Genomic DNA, 17,398 nt, shown 5'->3' on the forward strand with positions numbered 1-17,398 from the left:
CGGGTCCGCGCCGCTCTTCGCATGCGCGGCAAAGGCGCTAGACTGGCGGCATGGGACATGATTCGCCGGCGCAACGACCCGACCCTTCCGATCCTTATGCGCGCGAGGCGCAGACCTTCCCGTCGCTGTCGGAGGAAATGTCCGCCCGCGTCGCGGCGTTCGGGGCCGAGGAAGTGCTGGCGGACGGTGCGCTGCTGTTCCGCCGCGGCGATCGCAGCGTCGATTTCTTCCTCTGCCTCGGCGGCGCGATCGAGATCGTCGACACCGATGTGAACGGGCGGGAGTGCGTGGTGCACACGCATGTGCCGCGCCAGTTCACCGGCGAGCTCGATCTGTTCAACGACCGCACCATCCTGGTGACCGGCCGCGCGCGCGGGGAGACGCGGGTGGTGCGCGTCGGGCGCGCCGAGTTCCGGCGGATGATGGCGGCCGAGCCTGACATCGGCGAGATCATCATGCGCGCCTTCATCCTGCGGCGCGTGGGCATGCTGCTCCACGGAACCGCTGGCGTCGCGTTGGTGGGGCCTGCGCACGCCGCCGATACCGCTCGGATCGAGACCTTCCTATCGCGCAACGCACTGCCGCACCGCCGGATCGATACCGAGCGTGATGCCGATGCCGCGGGCTTTCTCGAATGCTTCGCGCTGAGCGACGCCGATCTGCCGGTGGTCGTCGCGGAAGGGCGGGCCCTGCGTAACCCGAGCAACGCCCAGCTCGCCGACGCGCTGGGGCTCGCCTCCGCAGTCGATCCCGAGCATATCCATGACGTGGCGGTGGTCGGCGCGGGCCCCGCCGGCCTGGCCTCGGCAGTCTATGCCGCATCCGAAGGGCTCGACACGATAGTGATCGAATCGATCGCCCCCGGCGGGCAGGCGGGGACGAGCTCGAAGATCGAGAACTATCTCGGCTTCCCGACGGGCATTTCGGGGCAGGCGCTCGCCGGCCGCGCACAGGTTCAGGCACAGAAGTTCGGCGCGCGGCTGCTCGTCTCACGCAGCGCCGCGGGGATCGATTGCGATGCGCGCCCCTATACGATCCGGCTCGACGACGGCGCGACGCTCAAGGCGCACGCCGTGGTGGTCGCGACCGGCGCGCGCTACCGCAAGCTCGATCTGCCGCTTTACGCCGAGCTCGAAGGCAATGGCATCTATTATGCCGCGACTGCGATGGAGGCGGGGCTCTGCGCGCAGCAGACCGCGGTGGTGATCGGCGGCGGCAATTCGGCGGGGCAGGCGGCGATCTATTTGTCGCGCACCGCCGGACATGTGCACATGCTGGTGCGTGGCGCCGGTCTGGCGGCGACGATGTCGCGCTACCTGATCGAGCGGATCGAGGCGTCGGACCGGATTACCCTCCACCCGTTCACCGAAGTGACCGGGCTCGAAGGCGACAAGCATCTGCGTGCGCTGACCTGGACCAATCGCAAGAGCGGCGCCGGCCAGCGGCACGAGGTCGGCGCATTGTTCGTGATGATCGGCGCCCAGCCCAACACCGACTGGCTCGACGGCTGCGTCGAGCTCGACCCTGCGGGATTCGTGAAGACCGGCTCGGGCGAGACCTTCTTCTGCTCCTCGGCGCACGGCATCTTCGCGGTCGGCGACGTGCGCTCGGGATCGGTCAAGCGTGTCGCGTCCGGGGTGGGGGAGGGGTCGGTCGTCGTGTCTGCGATCCACCGTTATCTTGAAAGCGTCGCGTAATAGCGGCAAAGGGCGCGACCATGAGCGACACTCCTCCCGACCGCCTGTCGGTCAACCCGAAGAGCCCCTATTTCCAGCGCGAGCTGCTGGAACGCGGCATCGGCATCCGCTTCAAGGGCCATGAGCGCCGCGACGTCGAGGAATATTGCATTTCCGAAGGCTGGATCCGCGCCGCTTTGGGCAACAAGGTGGACCGCAAGGGCCAGCCGCTGACGATCAAGCTGACCGGCCCGGTCGAGGCATGGTTCGAGCGCCCCGCCGAGGGCGAAACGCCGGCGGAAGACGCCGGAGCCTGATCCTCAGCCCAGCGCCGCCACAATCGCGCGCCCGATTCCGGCGTGCAGCGGCCGGCGTTTCTCGAATTCCAATGTGCTGCCGGTGATGTAGCTCGCCACGACCAATGGGGGGCGCCGCGGCGGCCATAGGACCGCGACCAGATTGTCGGTGCCGTACCCGCCGGCGCCGGTCTTGTCGGCGACTGCCCAGTCGGCCGGAAGTCCAGCGCGCAGGCTGTTGCGGCTGGTGCGCGTGTCCTTCATCCAGTCGGTCAATTGCGTGCGGCTGACGGGCGTCAGGGCGTCGCCGAGCAACAGGTGCCGCGCGAGGCCGGCCATTGCCACCGGCGTGGTCGTGTCGCGAACGTCACCGGGTTTCGCTTCGCTCATCTCGGTCTCCCAGCGGTCGAGCCGCGTCGCCGGATCACCGGCGCTTCGCAGCCATTTGGTGAAGCCCGCCGGACCGCCGATCGTACGCAGCAGCAGATTCGCGGCGCTGTTGTCGCTGACGGTGATCGTCGCGTGGCAAAGCTCGGCGACGCTGGCGCTGCCGCCGACGCGTTTCTCGGAGAAAGGCGAGTTGCTGACGATGTCCGCCTGAGCGACCGGGATCTGTCGCGCGAGCGTCTCGCGCTTCCGCTCGACTTGCTTGAGGATCAGGGCCGCCAGCGCGAACTTGAAGGTGCTGCACATCGGAAAACGATCGTCGGCGCGCCAGCCGAAGCGTTCGCCCGAGCCCGTGTCGGTCACCGCCAGACCGAGGCGCCCGCCGCTCGCCTGCTCGACGGCAAGTACCGCCTTGCGGAACTCCGGCCCGAAGCGGCCTGGTGCAAGCTTGCGGGGCGCCGCCGCCGCGACCGAAGTCGCCGCGACCGCGCACCCGCTCACCCAAAGAAATTTCCGCCTGTCCATCGTGCATCTCCCTTCTTCCGCTTGATGCAACGGGGGAGCAGAGTGGCGCAAAGGATCAAATCTCGGCGGAGCCATGAATTGAATTCATGGCCGCGGCTTCGGTGCTACTCCGCCAGGGCAGCGCGGGCGGCATCCTCGAAGGCCTTGAGCGCCAGCATATGCGGGAAGGGCCCGTGGCTGATCCGGGCGACACCGGCTTCGGCGACGGCCTTGGCCGAGGGGGCACCGGGGAACGCCATGAAGTTCACCGGCAGCGGCGAGGCGGCGCAGACCTTCGCCAGCAGGTCGAGGTCCGCGAGCCCGGGCACGAAGAAGCCGCTGGCGCCCGCCTCGGCATAGGCATGCGCGCGTTCGATTGCGGCATCGGCCTTCGCCACGTCGTGCGTGTCGGGCTTGGCCTGCAGGAAGATGTCGGTCCGGGCGTTGATGAAGAAGTCCGTCCCGGCGCCACGGCGCGCGGCGGCGATCCGCCCGGCCTGCACCGCGACGCCATGCATGCCTTCGCCGCCGATCACCTGGTCCTCGAAATTGCAGCCCACGGCGCCGGTGGCGGCGAGGGCGGCGAGGTTGGCGGACAGGCTCTCCTCGTCGGTGGCGTAGCCGCCTTCGAAATCGATCGTCACCGGCAATTCCACCGCCGCCACGATGCGCTCGGCATTGGCGAGCGCCAGTGCGATCGGCAGGCCCTCCGCGTCGTTCACGCCGTGCGCGGTGGCGACCGAGGCGCTGCCCGTTGCGATCGCACTTGCCCCGGCGCGTTCCGCTACCTTGGCCGACCCGGCATCCCACACGTTGAACAGGACAAGCGGCTTGCCGGGGACGTGCAGTGCCGCGAATGATTCGAACTTCGTCACAGAATATCTCCCGGTGTTCCCGGCTTGTTCTAAGCCCGGGAATCGAAAGAGGCTAGTCCCTTCGCGAGCGAAACCGATCGTTCGTCAGATCCTGCCGCAGTCGCTCGGCGCCGGAGTCCGGGCGAATCGCGCGTCGATCCAGTCGAGCGTGGTGCCTGCCGAGTCGGCGGCGCTGGTCTCATGGCCCTTGCCCACGATCGTGAGATAGCGCAGCCGCGCGCCGTTGGTGCACATCCGGCGCGCGAAGCTCCGGGTGACTTCGGGCCCGACGATCACGTCCTTCGGATTCTGGGCGATCAGCAGCGGCACGCCATAGGGCCTTGCCGCGGGGCTGTTCTCGCGCGCTAGTCTCGCCCAGGGCTGGATGCGGCCGAGGTCGACATTTTTCAGTGCGCTGCGCAGCGAGAGCGCCCCCAACATGGTGCCGAGCCTGAGCTTCGCGCCGGGCTGGAGGCAATTATTGCGCGCGAGGCGCGTGATCACCCCCTGGGTCGTGCGGTTGCCGAGCGTCGAAAGCGGCGCATCGAAATGGCGCGACCAGCTATAGGCGACGAAAGCGGTCAGGAAGGCCCGGACGGTCGGGTTGCCGCCGGCCCGCAGATTCTCGACCAGATCGGTCGGCGGCGCCGCGGCGGCAACTCCTGCGAGCTGGAGTTCGGGCGCGTAAGCGCGGGCGAGCTGGCCGGTCCACAGCGCGGCATGACCGCCTTGCGATTCGCCCCAAACGGCAAAGCGGGCGCCCGCGCCGGCGCCGGGGATGGCGCGGGCCGATCGTACCGCGTCGAGCACCGAATGGGCAGTGGCGGCCCCGCCGAGATAGGGGTGGGGCATGGAGGTGCCGAGCCCGGGATAGTCCGGCGCGACGACGATATAGCCGCGGCGGATCGCTTCGTTCAGCCCCGGCGTCCAGGCGAAGAATTCCTTGTGCAACGACGGTGCGCAGCGCTCGACCACGCCCGAAGTGCCATGCGCCCAGGCCAGTACCGGCCTCGGCGTGGCCGGCCGCGCATTGCGCGGTGCGACGACCATTCCGGTGACTTCGATCGGTGCCCCGCGATCGCTCGTGGTCCAGTAGCGGACCCGCCAGGCCTGCATCCCGGGCGGCGCGGCGGCGACCGGCTCGGCCGTACTCAACGTACCCGCCGCTTGGGCAAGCGCCTGCCCATGCGACAACATCAGAGACAGCACCGCAGCGATCGTCCGGACAGCCCTCATCGCGCACCCTCCTGCAACGGCGGACGCGGCCCCCTTGCCGTGTCCTACCGTTCAGCCCGTGACGGAGCCAAGGCGGCTATCCGCATCAGTGCACGAAGCGTGCGACCACGTCACGATAGGAGCGGCTGACCTTCACCGACGCGCCCGAATCGAGCACGAGGAAGCATTCGCCATTGGTGTGCGGCTTGACCTGTCGGACGAGGTCGAGATTGACGATCGTCGAGCGGTGGACGCGCTGGAAGCGCCGCGGGTCGAGGCGTTTCTCGAGATCCTTCATCGTCTCGCGCAGGATCAGCGTGTTGTCGCCGGTATAGATGCACATGTAATCGCCGGCGGCGTCGATCCGCTCGATGGTGTCGACATCGACACGGAAGATCTGGCCGCGATCCTTGATGTTGATGAGCTTCTCGAAGCGGTTCGACGCCATCTCGGTGTTGTCGGACGTCGCCATCTCGTCGGCCGTCTCGGGGGCCACTTCGGCGAGCACTTCCTTGAGTTTCTCGACTTCCTCGACGCCGCGCTTCTCGGTCATCCGCTGGCGGACGCGATCGAGCGTGTCGGCGAGCCGCGAAGGCTCCACCGGTTTCATCAGATAATCCATCGCCTGCGCCTCGAAGGCGCGGATGGCGTGGTCGGAATAGGCAGTGACGAACACGAAGAGCGGCGGTTCGACTTCCATCAGCCCCTGGACGACGGAGAAGCCGTCGAAGCCGGGCATCTGGATGTCGAGGAAGACCAGATCGGGTTTGTGGGTCTTTATCGCGCGGATGGCCTCGCGGCCGTTGGAGCATTTGTCGATGATTTCGACATCCTCATGCTCCTGCAACCGGAGCTCGAGCCCCTGGATCGCCAAGGGTTCGTCGTCAACGAGGATGGTACGGATGGTCATGCGGCCTCTCGGTTCGGTTCCTCAAGCTGGAACGGTATCTCGATCTCAACGCTGAAACCTTCCCCGAGTTTCGTTTTCGTCTCGAAACGATGGTCAGAGCCGAAGGCCTGCGCCAACCGCTCCCGGATATTGGCGAGCCCCACGCCGGTTGAGAGAGTCGGCCGAGGCTTGCTTTCGATCAATCCTGGGCCGGTGTCGGATACGGCGATCTGCACTCGTTCTCCGGTGAGTCGAGCCGTGACGGTGATATCGGCGCCCTCCTCCTGGGGCGTGACGGCGTATTTGATCGCATTCTCGACCAAAGGCTGGAGCAGCAGCGACGGCAGCCGCGCATTGGCGCAGCGCGGATCGATGTCGAAATGGGTGCGCAGCCGCTCGTCGAATCGCATCTTCTCGATCTCGAGATAGAGCTTGAGCGTCTCGACTTCCTGGCTGAGCGTGACGTGCGCGGTCGGCTCGTTGGCCAGCGTGTAGCGCAGGAACGAGGACAGGCGGCTGAGCATCACGTTCGCGCGCTCGGTCTGCTTGAGCAGCACCAGCGTAGAGATCGAATTGAGCGTGTTGAACAGGAAGTGCGGATTGAGCTGGTAGCGCAGCATCGCCAGCTGTGCCGACGAGGCCTGATTCTCGAGCAATTGCATCTGATCGATCTGCTGCTCGACGATCAGATAGAAATTGATCCCGAAATAGAGCGCCGACCAGCCGGCGAGCACGGTGAAGTTGAGGAAGAGATAGCCGAACACGCGGCTGAGCGTGACGCCCGGCTCGGCAGCGGTGAACGAAAAGGTGAAGGCCTCGAGCACGGCATAGACCAGTGTCGCGACGCCCAGAGTGGCGAGAGTCAGCAGGATCCCGGTGATCCGTGGCAGGCGACGATAATAGCCATAGAGCGTCGAGAGCAGCAGCGTCAGGCAATAGCCGACGATCGCCTCGATGATATTCTTGATGAGCCCCTCGACCGACAGGCCGTTCGAAATCGAGGATACCATGCGAAGCAGCAAATAGCCGCTCCATCCGGCGGCCTGCAGCATCCAGAAGGCGCGGCTTCTGTCCTCGAAAAAGGGGCGCGCGAACATGCCGGGCTGGGCAGTCGATCGCGGCGTCAGCCGCTGCGTGGATTGCTCTGTCGTAGCCACGCGGCTGCTCTAACACTCAGGACAAGCGACGGCAAAGAGGCGCGTTGCGCTGCGTGGGACGGAGCCGCGGCACGGCGCGCTCTCCCATCCTTCTCGGCAGCCGACGCCGGCTGCCTTTTGCGCATCCCGCTCACGCTCCTGCGCCAGCGCAACAAATTGTGCTCTATGGAAACGCGCCAGCCCCTGCGACGCGGTTATGTCCAGGAATGGGACAAAAGGGCGTTTCGGTCCGGTGCGACCCGGGGGGCTCTTGAAGCGTTGTGACACCGTTATGATCCAGCAACGCCCGGGGATCAAGCCATGCGAATCCTGCTCTGCCTTTCCGCCATCTGCGCGCTCCTCGGTCCTGCTGCCGAGGCGCGCGATTGGCGGGACCGCGAATGGCGATCGATTCGAGTCGATGCCTCCGCGCTCGACCTGTCGACTCCGGCGGGGATGGACGAACTCGAGCGCCGGATCGGTCGCGCCGTGAACCGGATCTGCGGAAGAGACCGCGACTGCCGCGACGAGGCCTGGGCGAGCACCGAGGATCAGGTCGCCTGGGCCGTCGATCGCGACATGTGGATGCGCCGCATGGCCGAGGAGCGCATGGCGCAACTGGAGCAATGCCGCTGGCGTGACTGCGATGCGCCGCAGCCCGCATATTATCCGGCCCCGCCCCCGCCACTGCCCGCGAGCGGCGTCACGGTGGTGATCGTCCATAACGCCGCGCCACCTTTGGTCTATCGTTACTGACGGGCCAAAGAAAACGGGTCGGAACTCGCGTCCCGACCCGTTCTTCTCTTTCCGAACCCTCGCGGCTTATTTCGCCGCGACTTTCTCCGCCTTCTTGCCGCCGCCCTTCTTGGGCTTGGGCGCGGCGGGGATCGTCTCGAAGACGAGTGCGCCGTCCTTGAGCTTCACATTGACCTCGCCGCCATGGACGAGCTTGCCGAACAGCAGCTCCTCGGCGAGCGGCTGCTTGACCTTCTCCTGGATCAGGCGGCCCATCGGCCGCGCGCCATAGAGCTTGTCGTAGCCGCGCGCCGTCAGCCAGGTCTTGGACTCGTCGTCGAGCTGGATGTGCACGCCGCGATCCGCCAGCTGCAATTCGAGCTGGAGGATGAACTTGTCCACCACCCGCGCGACGACCTCCGTCGGCAGATAGTCGAACGGCACGATCGCATCGAGGCGGTTGCGGAACTCGGGCGTGAAGAGCTTCTTCACGGCCTCTTCCTGCACGTCCTCGCGGCTGCTGTCGCCGAAGCCGATCGATTCCTTTGCCATGTCCGACGCACCGGCGTTGGTGGTCATGATCAGGATGGTGTTCCTGAAATCGACCGTCTTGCCGTGGTGATCGGTGAGCTTGCCGTTGTCCATCACCTGCAACAGGATGTTGAACAGGTCCGGATGCGCCTTCTCGATCTCGTCTAGCAGCAGCACCGAATGCGGCTGCTGGTCGACCGCGTCGGTGAGCAGGCCGCCCTGATCATAGCCGACATAGCCCGGAGGGGCGCCGATCAGGCGGGAGACGCTGTGGCGTTCCATATATTCGGACATGTCGAAGCGCTGCAGCGGAATGCCGAGGATCTCGGCGAGCTGGCGCGCGACCTCGGTCTTGCCGACGCCGGTGGGCCCCGAGAACAGGTAATTGCCGATCGGCTTGTCGGGATCGCGCAGGCCCGCGCGGCTGAGCTTGATCGCCGAGGCGAGCACTTCGATCGCCTTGTCCTGCCCGAACACGACGCGCTTGAGATCGGTGTCGAGATTGGCGAGCACGCGGGTGTCGTCGGACGAGACCGACTTGGCCGGGATACGCGCCATCGTCGCGATGACCTGCTCGATCTCCTTGGGCGTGATCACCTTCTTGCGCTTGCTCGGCGCCACCAGCATCTGCATCGCCCCGACTTCGTCGATCACGTCGATCGCCTTGTCGGGCAGCTTGCGGTCGTTGATGTAGCGCGCGCTGAGCTCCACTGCCGACTTGATCGCGTCGGGCGTGTATTTGACGTGGTGGTGGCCCTCGAAGGCGCTCCGCAGCCCGGCGATGATCTTGATCGTGTCTTCGACCGAAGGCTCGTTGACGTCGATCTTCTGGAAGCGCCGGAGCAAAGCCCGGTCCTTCTCGAAATGGTTGCGGAATTCCTTGTAGGTGGTCGATCCGATGCAGCGGATCGTGCCGCCCGACAAAGCCGGCTTGAGCAGGTTCGATGCGTCCATCGCGCCGCCGCTGGTCGCGCCCGCACCGATCACGGTGTGGATCTCGTCGATGAACAGCACCGCGTGGGGCAGCTTCTCGAGCTCGTTGACGACCTGCTTGAGCCGCTCCTCGAAATCGCCGCGATAGCGCGTGCCGGCGAGCAGGGCGCCCATGTCGAGCGAATAGATCACCGCTTCCTTGAGCACGTCGGGCACCTGGCCCTCGACGATCTTCCGGGCCAGCCCCTCGGCGATCGCGGTCTTTCCGACGCCGGGATCGCCCACGTAAAGCGGGTTGTTCTTCGAGCGGCGGCACAGGATCTGCACCGTGCGGTCGACTTCGGCCGAACGCCCGATCAGCGGATCGACCTTGCCGGCCTTGGCCTTTTCGTTGAGGTCGACGGTGAACTGCTTGAGCGCGCTCTCGCCCTTCCCGGACTTGGTTTCGGACTTGGCCGCCTTTTCCTCTTCGGCGCCCTTGGGAGTCGAGGCTTCGCCCGGCGTCGAGCCCTTGCCGACGCCGTGGCTGATGAAGCTCACGGCATCGAGCCGGCTCATGTCCTGCTGCTGGAGGAAATAGACGGCATAGCTCTCGCGCTCGCTGAACAGGGCGACGAGCACGTTCGCGCCGGTCACTTCGTCGCGGCCCGAGGACTGGACGTGGAGGATCGCGCGCTGGACGACGCGCTGGAAGCCGCTGGTCGGCGAGGGATCGGTCGATTGCTCGACCTTCAGCGCCTCGAGCTCGGTGTCGAGATAATGCGCGACGGTGTTCTTGAGATCGCCCAGCTCGACACCGCACGCGCTCATCACCTTCGAGGCATGCTCGTCGTCGACGAGTGCCAGCAGGAGATGCTCGAGCGTCGCATATTCGTGGCGACGGGAGGACGCGGCCTCCAGTGCCTTGTGCAGGGTCGATTCGAGGGCGGAGGCGAAACTAGGCATTCGGATACAACTCCAGTGGGCCCGAAAGAATACGAGGGCCCGTTTCCGACAATGTCGGTATCGGCAGGCCCCGCATCAAGCGCAGCGGCCCGGCACCGGAGGGATTGGCGATGATCCCCCGGTTCCAGGCGCGATATGCCCCCGGCATATCGCAGGCGATGCTGGGGGCATCGCCGACCTGGCACCGGTGGATCATCCCAAACCCGGTGCCCGCCACGCTCATCTCTTGAATAGAGCGTCTGCGCTTGCGCGGTGGTTAACGGCGCGTTGAATCTTGCTTTTGCAGCGCGCGATCTCGGCTTCGAGCAATGCGATCCGCTCGCCCAGCTCGTCGACCGAGAAGGGATCGAGATCCTGCTTTCCCAACTGGACAGCGAGGTCGTCCTTGCGACGCGGAAGGTTTTCGTCGGCTTCCATCGACGGCGAACGTTGACCCTGACAGAGGCGATGTCAATAAGATGTCCGGTTTCTACCGAGGGCGAGAAGCAACGAACCGATGACCGTGCCCGAAACGATGCTGGCCATCGATCCCGAAGCGCCCGGAGGTCCCGAGGTCCTCATCCCCGTCCGCCGGCCCGTGCCGGTGCCCGGCGAAGGCGAGGTTTTGATCAAGGTCGCTGCCGCGGGCATCAACCGGCCGGAAGTCATGCAGCGCATGGGGCTATATCCTCCGCCGGCCGGCGCGCCGTCGATTCTCGGCATGGAAGCCGCCGGCAAGATCGTCGCGGTCGGCGGCGATGTACCGCCCGAGATGATCGGCCAGCCGGTATGCGCGCTGGTCACCGGCGGCGCCTATGCCGAATATGTCGTGGCGCCGCTCGGCCAGTGCCTGTCCGTTCCGGCGGCGCTGTCGATGGTCGAGGCGGCGGCGATGCCCGAGACGCTGTTCACGGTGTGGACCAACGTCTTCGAGCGCGCTTATGCCGCCGATGGCGACTGGATCCTCGTCCATGGCGGCACCAGCGGCATCGGCACGATGACGATCGCGCTGGCGCGGCTGTTCCACCTGACGGTGCTGGTCACCGCCGGCTCGGACGCCAAATGCGAAGCCGCGCGCAAGCTGGGGGCGGCCGACGCGATCAACTACAAGACCGAGGATTTCGTCGAGCGAGTGAAGGACATCACCGGCGGCCGCGGCGTTGACGTGGTGCTCGACATGATCGGCGGCGATTATCTGCCACGCAACCTCCAATGCCTCGCGGAGGAGGGGCGGCACGTGTCGATCGCCGTTCAGCGCGGCGCCGAGGCGAAGATTCCGATCTGGGAAGTGATGCGCAAGCGGCTGGTGCTCACCGGATCGACGCTGCGCCCGCGCGACACGGCATTCAAGAGCCTCGTCGCCGACGAGCTGATCCGCACCGTATGGCCTCATGTCGAGCAGGGACGGCTCAAGCCCGTGATCGATTCGACCTTTCCGCTGGCGCAGGCTGCGGAGGCGCATCGCCGGATGGAATCGGGCGAGCATATCGGCAAGATCGTCCTGGCGATCGGTTAGCCCGCCTTGCGCAGCGGCAGCCGCTGCCCTGAGACGAGGCGTTCCGCCGCCGGCAGGAATTCGGCTTCTTCCCATGCGCGTCGCGCCGCCATCATGCGTAACTGGGCGCGCACCGCGAGACGATATTCGCGCGGATCCGCAGTGATCGCCTCCATCGTCCATTGGCCCATATGCGCGATGCCGGATTGCCGCATCGACAGCAGGTCGCTGGTGTAGCGTCGGGCGAGCGCACGGTCATAGGGATCGGTGCTCGCGCCCAGCGGCATCAGCGCGAGCCGTGCCTCGTTGCCGAGATGCCGCGCGACCGCTTGCGCCATCTCGCGACGCGCCGCCACCAGCTCGGGCATCCGCGGGGGATCGGATGCCGCGATCTCGATCAGCTTCTCGCCGATCCTGAAAAGCTCGCGGTGTTCTTCGTAGAGGTCTTGCAGGGTCATCGTGGGGCTCCTGCAGAGTCTTATAGCGCGCCGCATCGCCCCGCCGGGCCTATGGCAAGTTTTTGTTAAGTTGCCGCGGGATTCACCGTGCCGGCACCACGCGAAGCCACAGGGAGCCGTCCGATTTCTCTAGAGTGGATGCGCGCGCGGTCCTAGAATTGCTTCCGAATCGGGGGGTGGGGAAGTGCTTTCGTTTCTTGCTGCATCGGAGAACGTCGCGTTCGTCACGGCGATTCTCTTGATGCTGTTGATCGGCGTAGTGCAGTTGATCGGCCTCGGCCATTTCGCGGACGGCGACCTGCACGCGGACGTCCACGTCGATGCCGATCTGCTGAGCTGGCTCGGCGTCGGGCGGCTGCCATTGCTGATGCTCCTCGTCGTCTTCCTCGCGATTTTCGGCATCGCGGGCCTGATCCTCCAACAGGCGGTGGCCGACTGGACCGGCGCGCCGCTCGACGCCTGGATCGCGGTCCCCGCGGTCGCCGTCGCGTCGCTGCCGCTGACCGGGCTTGCCGCGCGCGGCCTCGCCCGGATCCTGCCGCAAGATCACACCACCGCCGTGCCGCTCGAAGTGCTGATCGGCACCACCGCGCAGGTGATCACCGGCCGCGCCACCTTGGGCTCACCTGCCCGCGCCCGTGCCCAGGACCATCACGGCCAGGCGCATTACGTCATGGTCGAGCCCGATCAGAGCGGACAGGTCTTCGAGGAAGGCGAGCGCGTATTGCTCGTCCGCCGCGAAGGCGAGCTGTTCCGTGCCATCTCCCGCGGCGATTTCCGCCTGCCGAGCCTAGAGAGCTGAACCGATGAACGATCTCGTGCCCCAAGGAGCAACTTCGATGCTTCCCTATTTCATCTATGCAGGCGTCGGCCTTGCCGCGCTGCTGATCCTCGGACTGGTCCTCGCGCGGCTCTACAAGCGCGCCTCGAAGGAGATCGGCTTCGTCCGCACCGGCTTCGGCGGCGAGAAGGTGGTGATCAACGGCGGCGCATTGGTGCTGCCGGTGTTCCACGAGACGATGCCGGTGAACATGAACACCGTGCGCCTCGCGGTCGAGCGCAAGGCCGGCGACGCACTGATCACGCTCGATCGGCTGCGCATCGACGTGAAGGCCGAATTCTATGTCCGGGTGAAGCCCGATGCGCAGGCGATCGCCACCGCCGCCCAGACGCTCGGCATGCGCACGATGCATCCCGATGCGCTGAAGGAGCTGGTCGAGGGCAAGTTCGTCGACGCTTTGCGTTCCGTCGCGGCGGGGATGACGATGGCGCAGCTCCACGAGCAGCGCGCCGAGTTCGTCCAGAAGGTGCAGCAGGTCTCGTCGGTCGACCTGGCGATGAACGGGCTCGAGCTGGAATCGGTCTCGCTGACCGGCCTCGATCAGACCTCGATCGAGCATTTCAACGCCAACAACGCGTTCGATGCCGAGGGTCTGACCAAGCTCACCGAGCAGATCGAGCTCCGGAAAAAGGCGCGCAACGACATCGAGCAGGACACGCGCGTCCAGATCGAGACCAAGAATCTGGAGGCGCAGCGCGCTTCGTTCCTGATCGGCCGCGACACCGAGTTCGCCCGGCTGGAGCAGGAACGCGAAGTCGAGATGCGCCGCGCGGCGCAGGGCGCCGAAGTCGCGCGCGAGCAGTCGCTGCGCCAGCAGGAGGCCGACCAGGCGAAGATCGAGTCCAAGAAGCTGGTCGACGCCCAGCAGATCGAGGCCGATCGCGCGGTGCAGGAGGCGAAGATCGCCCAGATGCAGGCACTCGAACTCGCCCGGCAGGAACAGCAGATCGCGGTCCAGAACAAGAGCCGTGAGGAAAGCCAGGCCAAGGCCAAGGCCGACGAGGCCCGTGCCGAGGCAGTGGTCGCCGAGGAACGCGTCGGCACCGCGCGCGAGGCCGAAGTCGCCGAGCGCCAGAAGCGCATCGAGCTGATCGACGCTGCCCGCGAGGCCGAGCGCGCCGCGATCGGCATCAAGGTTCAGGCCGAGGCCGAGAAGGCGGCCGCCGCCGACCGCGCCGAGGCTGCGCGTCTCGCCGCCGAGGGCGAGGCCGAAGCCGCCAAGCTGCGCTCGGAAGCCGATCGCGTCCGCTTCGAAGTCGAGGCGGCGGGCCAGCGCGCGGTGAACGAGGCGGCGAACATCCTCTCGTCGGACCAGGTCTCGCTCCAGGCCAAGGTGGCGCTGCTCAAGGTGCTGCCCGAGATCATCCGTGAGGCGTCGAAGCCGCTCGAGGCGATCGATTCGATCAAGATCGTCCAGGTCGACGGGCTCACCGGCCGCGGCGCTGCGTCGATCGGCGCGGCAAACGACGGGGATGGCGAGCGCAATCTTGCCAATTCGGCGGTCTCGGCGGCCTTGCGCTATCGCGCGCAGGCGCCGGTGATCGACGGGCTGATGAAGGAACTCGGCTTCGACGGCAGCTCGCTCGACACGCTCGTAGCCAGCGCCGCTGCCGATATCGCGCCGCCGGCGATGCCGGAACCGCCGGTAAAGGCAGCGGAATAGCGTCGCTTCAATCCACCCCCGCCAGGGGGAGGTGTCAGGCGTAGCCTGACGGAGGGGGAGGAATCCCGCCGGCTAGTGTGTCGCGTACCTCCCCCTCCGTCGCCTTCGGCGCCACCTCCCCCTGGCGGGGGAGGATTTTTCCGATAAGCACACCTTGTCGTCGGGCCGCGGCTATTTGTTTGACGCGTGGTCGTCGGGTGAGGAAAGGCGCAGCATCAACTCACAGGGAGCATCTGCATGGGTCCGTTCGTGCTGCACGAATACGCGCTGTCGGGAAATTGCTACAAGATCCGCCTCACCGCGGCGCATGTCGGGCTGCCGCTCGAACGGCGGCAATATGATATCCTGAAAGGCGAGACGCGCACCGCGCAATTCCTCGATGAGGTCAACGCCAATGGCCGCATCCCGGTGCTCCAGGTCGGCGAGGATTTCCTGCCCGAGAGCAATGCCGCCGCTTTCTACATCGCCGATGGCAGCGATCTGGTCCCCGCCGATCGCTTCGCGCGCGCCGATATGCTGCGCTGGCTGTTCTGGGAGCAATATAACCACGAGCCCAATGTCGCGACGGTGCGCTTCTGGCGGACCCTGGTGGGCGAGGAGAAGCTGACCGATCTCCAGCGTGCGCAATTGCCCGGCAAGATCGCCGCGGGCGAGGCCGCGCTCGCTTTGATGGACGAGCATCTCGGGCGGAGCGATTTCCTCGTGCTCGATCGGATCACGCTCGCCGACATCGTGCTCTATGCCTATACCCATGTCGCCGAGGAAGGCGGCTTCAGCCTGCAGCCCTACCCGAATGTTCGTGCGTGGCTGGCGCGGGTTGCGAGCCATCCCGCACATATTCCGATCACTGCCTGAGCCGCGATTCCGTTTGTAACATTCGCCGGGCATAGGCGCTCGCAGGACAAGGCTCCCGCGGGGGAATGATCATGGCGACGATCACCAGGCTTCCGTTCGACACAGCGAATTTCGGCGATTTCCATGCGACCGAGCCGACGATCCCCGAACGGGTCGTCGCCGGGCGCCGGCAATATCGCACGGTGTGGATTTCCGACGTCCATCTCGGCACGCGCGGCTGTAACGCCGAAATGCTCATCGATTTCCTCGATCATGTCGACAGCGAGACCATGTATCTCGTCGGCGACATGATCGACGGCTGGGCGATGAAGAAGCGGCTCTACTGGCCCGCGTCGCACAACGACATCGTCTGGCGCGTGCTCAAGCGTGCCAAGCGCGGCACCCGGATCGTCTATATCCCCGGCAATCACGACGAGATGTTCCGGCAGTTTTCCGGCCTCAATTTCGGCGGGGTCGAGATCCTCCGCCAGGCGATCCACGAGACCGCCGACGGCCGCCGCCTGCTCGTGCTCCACGGCGATGAGTTCGACGCGATCACCATGTCGCACCGCTGGCTCGCGCATCTGGGCGATGCCGCCTACGAGGCGATGATGGCGCTCAACCGCTGGCTGAACAGCGTCCGCCGCCTGTTCAACCTGCCGTACTGGTCGCTCAGCAAATACGCCAAGCAGAAGGTCAAGAACGCGGTTTCCTTCATCTCCCAGTTCGAGGAAGTGGTCGCGCACGAGGCGGCGCATCGCGGGATTCAGGGCGTGATCGCCGGCCATATCCACAAAGCGGAGATGCGCACGATCCAGGGCGTGGAATATTACAATGACGGCGATTGGGTGGAGGGTTGCACCGCGCTCGTCGAGCATTACGACGGTACCATGGAAATTCTCCATTGGGCCGATGAGATGGCGGCGCGCGATGCGCCGGAGTCCGAGGCCAGACTAGAGGCGGCGTGACGAAGGCGGCGGAGGCCGACGAAGTGCGCATCGCAATCGTGACCGATGCCTGGGAGCCCCAGGTCAACGGCGTCGTCCGCACGCTCCAGTCGGTCCGCCGCGTTCTGGAGGCGCAGGGCCATCAGGTCGAAGTGATCTCGCCCGACCGTTTCTATTCGTTGCCATGCCCCACCTATCCCGAGATCCGCCTCGCGCTCGCCAGCACCGGCAGCGTCGGCGCGATGCTCGAGAAATTCCGCCCCAATGCGATCCATCTGGCGACCGAGGGGCCGCTTTGCGTCGCCGCGCGGCGCTGGTGCCTCCGGCACGACATGCCGTTCACCACGGCATATCACACCCAGTTTCCCGACTATGTCTCGGCGCGCTCGGGCGTCCCCGCCGAGTGGATCTGGCGCTATATCCGCTGGTTCCACGCGCCGAGCCAGGCGATCCTCGCCTCGACGCCGTCGATCCGCGAATCGCTGATCGGGCACGGCATCACCCAGGTGAAGCATTGGGGCAGGGGCGTAGACCTTGCCGCTTTCCGTCCCGGCCTCGTGCCCCATCCGGCGATGGCCGGGCTCGAAGGGCCGGTGCAGCTTTATGTCGGCCGAGTCGCGGTCGAGAAGAATCTCGAGGCGTTCCTGCGCACTACGCATTCCGGCACCAAGGTCGTCGTCGGCGACGGACCGGCGCGGACGGCGCTCAAGGCGCGCTTTCCCGAGGCGAAATTCCTCGGCCCGATGTTCGGCGAGGAACTCGCCTCGGCCTATGCCGCCGCCGACGTGTTCGTCTTCCCCAGCAAGACCGACACGTTCGGACTGGTGATGATCGAAGCGCTGGCGTGCGGCGTTCCGGTCGCCGCTTATCCAGTCACCGGCCCGGTCGATGTGCTGACACCCGAAACCGGGGCAATGGATGCGGATCTGACCAAGGCGATCGAAGCCGCACTCACGCGCGATCGCGCCGCCTGCGCCGCTTATGGCCGAAGCTTCACCTGGGAAGCGAGCGCACGCCAGTTCCTGAATGCGCTCTATCCCATGGACGGCCACCAGGCGGCGGCATAATCTGGGCTTCGGA

At 66.1% G+C, this 17,398-nt stretch carries 17 protein-coding genes; 9 read left to right on the forward strand and 8 right to left on the reverse strand.

All coding sequences use genetic code 11. The features are described 5' to 3' along the window. Positions 1-50: 50 nt before the first annotated feature. Together BR78_RS0118560 and BR78_RS0118565 are read left to right on the forward strand one after the other, a co-directional pair. Complete coding sequence (locus BR78_RS0118560) at positions 51-1,697, forward strand: FAD-dependent oxidoreductase (protein WP_029937336.1); 1,647 nt, start codon at positions 51-53, stop codon at positions 1,695-1,697. A 20-nt stretch (positions 1,698-1,717) separates the two neighbouring features. Further along, complete coding sequence (locus BR78_RS0118565; protein ID WP_029937337.1) at positions 1,718-1,993, forward strand: DUF3297 family protein; 276 nt, start codon at positions 1,718-1,720, stop codon at positions 1,991-1,993. 3 nt (positions 1,994-1,996) lie between these two features. Here BR78_RS0118565 and bla read toward each other — a convergent pair whose 3' ends face one another. The 5 genes from bla to BR78_RS0118590 all read right to left on the reverse strand — a co-directional run bounded on the left by bla (position 1,997) and on the right by BR78_RS0118590 (position 6,918). After that, a complete protein-coding gene (gene bla / locus BR78_RS0118570; RefSeq protein WP_029937338.1) occupies positions 1,997-2,884 on the reverse strand; it encodes a class A beta-lactamase in 888 nt (295 codons plus the stop codon). Between the two features lie 104 nt (positions 2,885-2,988). Then, positions 2,989-3,738: an isocitrate lyase/PEP mutase family protein gene (locus BR78_RS0118575; RefSeq protein WP_029937339.1), complete on the reverse strand. Its 750-nt coding sequence runs from the start codon at positions 3,736-3,738 to the stop codon at positions 2,989-2,991. 84 nt (positions 3,739-3,822) lie between these two features. Next, complete coding sequence (locus BR78_RS21075) at positions 3,823-4,953, reverse strand: lipase family protein (protein WP_051683411.1); 1,131 nt, start codon at positions 4,951-4,953, stop codon at positions 3,823-3,825. 85 nt (positions 4,954-5,038) lie between these two features. Continuing rightward, complete coding sequence (locus BR78_RS0118585; RefSeq protein ID WP_029937341.1) at positions 5,039-5,842, reverse strand: LytR/AlgR family response regulator transcription factor; 804 nt, start codon at positions 5,840-5,842, stop codon at positions 5,039-5,041. Further along, the gene (locus BR78_RS0118590; protein WP_029937342.1) at positions 5,839-6,918 is read right to left on the reverse strand and encodes a sensor histidine kinase; all 1,080 of its coding nucleotides are present in this window, start codon (positions 6,916-6,918) and stop codon (positions 5,839-5,841) included. Before BR78_RS0118590 ends, BR78_RS0118585 begins: the two co-directional genes overlap by 4 nt. A gap of 360 nt (positions 6,919-7,278) precedes the next feature. On the opposite strand from BR78_RS0118590, the gene BR78_RS0118595 reads away from it, so the two are divergent. Beyond that, positions 7,279-7,713: a UrcA family protein gene (locus BR78_RS0118595; RefSeq protein ID WP_029937343.1), complete on the forward strand. Its 435-nt coding sequence runs from the start codon at positions 7,279-7,281 to the stop codon at positions 7,711-7,713. 66 nt (positions 7,714-7,779) lie between these two features. Here the strand turns inward: BR78_RS0118595 and clpA are convergent, their stop codons facing one another. Beyond that, positions 7,780-10,101, reverse strand: a complete 2,322-nt coding sequence (clpA, locus tag BR78_RS0118600) for an ATP-dependent Clp protease ATP-binding subunit ClpA (RefSeq protein ID WP_029937344.1) — start codon at positions 10,099-10,101, stop codon at positions 7,780-7,782. Between the two features lie 219 nt (positions 10,102-10,320). Next, positions 10,321-10,518, reverse strand: a complete 198-nt coding sequence (locus BR78_RS0118610; protein WP_029937345.1) for a DUF1192 domain-containing protein — start codon at positions 10,516-10,518, stop codon at positions 10,321-10,323. 79 nt (positions 10,519-10,597) lie between these two features. Here BR78_RS0118610 and BR78_RS0118615 point away from each other — a divergent pair, with 79 nt between their 5' ends. Next, positions 10,598-11,596, forward strand: coding sequence for an NAD(P)H-quinone oxidoreductase (locus BR78_RS0118615; protein ID WP_029937346.1), 999 nt, complete (start codon positions 10,598-10,600; stop codon positions 11,594-11,596). Here BR78_RS0118615 and BR78_RS0118620 read toward each other — a convergent pair. Continuing rightward, a complete protein-coding gene (locus tag BR78_RS0118620) occupies positions 11,593-12,033 on the reverse strand; it encodes a hypothetical protein (RefSeq protein ID WP_029724140.1) in 441 nt (146 codons plus the stop codon). The genes BR78_RS0118615 and BR78_RS0118620 overlap by 4 nt on opposite strands. 184 nt (positions 12,034-12,217) lie before the next feature. Here BR78_RS0118620 and BR78_RS0118625 point away from each other — a divergent pair, with 184 nt between their 5' ends. The 5 genes from BR78_RS0118625 (at position 12,218) to BR78_RS0118645 (ending at position 17,385) form a co-directional block, all read left to right on the forward strand. Further along, on the forward strand, positions 12,218-12,835 hold the full coding sequence (locus BR78_RS0118625; RefSeq protein WP_029937347.1) for a YqiJ family protein: 618 nt from the start codon (positions 12,218-12,220) through the stop codon (positions 12,833-12,835). Between the two features lie 37 nt (positions 12,836-12,872). Continuing rightward, positions 12,873-14,537: a flotillin family protein gene (locus BR78_RS0118630; RefSeq protein ID WP_231478318.1), complete on the forward strand. Its 1,665-nt coding sequence runs from the start codon at positions 12,873-12,875 to the stop codon at positions 14,535-14,537. 237 nt (positions 14,538-14,774) lie between these two features. Continuing rightward, positions 14,775-15,392, forward strand: a complete 618-nt coding sequence (locus BR78_RS0118635; protein ID WP_029937349.1) for a glutathione S-transferase family protein — start codon at positions 14,775-14,777, stop codon at positions 15,390-15,392. Positions 15,393-15,463: 71 nt separating this feature from the next. After that, the gene (locus tag BR78_RS0118640; protein WP_029937350.1) at positions 15,464-16,339 is read left to right on the forward strand and encodes a UDP-2,3-diacylglucosamine diphosphatase; all 876 of its coding nucleotides are present in this window, start codon (positions 15,464-15,466) and stop codon (positions 16,337-16,339) included. A gap of 23 nt (positions 16,340-16,362) precedes the next feature. Next, entirely contained in the window at positions 16,363-17,385 is a 1,023-nt protein-coding gene (locus BR78_RS0118645; protein ID WP_029937351.1) for a glycosyltransferase family 4 protein, read from the forward strand. Positions 17,386-17,398: the final 13 nt, after the last annotated feature.

It is taken from the genome of Sphingomonas sp. UNC305MFCol5.2 (assembly GCF_000712135.1).
Classification (GTDB): Bacteria; Pseudomonadota; Alphaproteobacteria; order Sphingomonadales; family Sphingomonadaceae; genus Sphingomonas.

Excerpts from the sequence above, each read along its gene's own strand:
- BR78_RS0118560 (WP_029937336.1), top strand. The coding sequence starts at position 51 with ATGGGACATGATTCGCCGGCGCAACGACCCGACCCTTCCGATCCTTAT.
- BR78_RS0118565 (WP_029937337.1), top strand. The coding sequence starts at position 1,718 with ATGAGCGACACTCCTCCCGACCGCCTGTCGGTCAACCCGAAGAGCCCC.
- bla (WP_029937338.1), bottom strand. The coding sequence starts at position 2,884 with ATGGACAGGCGGAAATTTCTTTGGGTGAGCGGGTGCGCGGTCGCGGCG.
- BR78_RS21075 (WP_051683411.1), bottom strand. The coding sequence starts at position 4,953 with ATGAGGGCTGTCCGGACGATCGCTGCGGTGCTGTCTCTGATGTTGTCG.
- BR78_RS0118585 (WP_029937341.1), bottom strand. The coding sequence starts at position 5,842 with ATGACCATCCGTACCATCCTCGTTGACGACGAACCCTTGGCGATCCAG.
- BR78_RS0118590 (WP_029937342.1), bottom strand. The coding sequence starts at position 6,918 with ATGTTCGCGCGCCCCTTTTTCGAGGACAGAAGCCGCGCCTTCTGGATG.
- BR78_RS0118595 (WP_029937343.1), top strand. The coding sequence starts at position 7,279 with ATGCGAATCCTGCTCTGCCTTTCCGCCATCTGCGCGCTCCTCGGTCCT.
- clpA (WP_029937344.1), bottom strand. The coding sequence starts at position 10,101 with ATGCCTAGTTTCGCCTCCGCCCTCGAATCGACCCTGCACAAGGCACTG.
- BR78_RS0118610 (WP_029937345.1), bottom strand. The coding sequence starts at position 10,518 with ATGGAAGCCGACGAAAACCTTCCGCGTCGCAAGGACGACCTCGCTGTC.
- BR78_RS0118615 (WP_029937346.1), top strand. The coding sequence starts at position 10,598 with ATGACCGTGCCCGAAACGATGCTGGCCATCGATCCCGAAGCGCCCGGA.
- BR78_RS0118620 (WP_029724140.1), bottom strand. The coding sequence starts at position 12,033 with ATGACCCTGCAAGACCTCTACGAAGAACACCGCGAGCTTTTCAGGATC.
- BR78_RS0118630 (WP_231478318.1), top strand. The coding sequence starts at position 12,873 with ATGCTTCCCTATTTCATCTATGCAGGCGTCGGCCTTGCCGCGCTGCTG.
- BR78_RS0118635 (WP_029937349.1), top strand. The coding sequence starts at position 14,775 with ATGGGTCCGTTCGTGCTGCACGAATACGCGCTGTCGGGAAATTGCTAC.
- BR78_RS0118640 (WP_029937350.1), top strand. The coding sequence starts at position 15,464 with ATGGCGACGATCACCAGGCTTCCGTTCGACACAGCGAATTTCGGCGAT.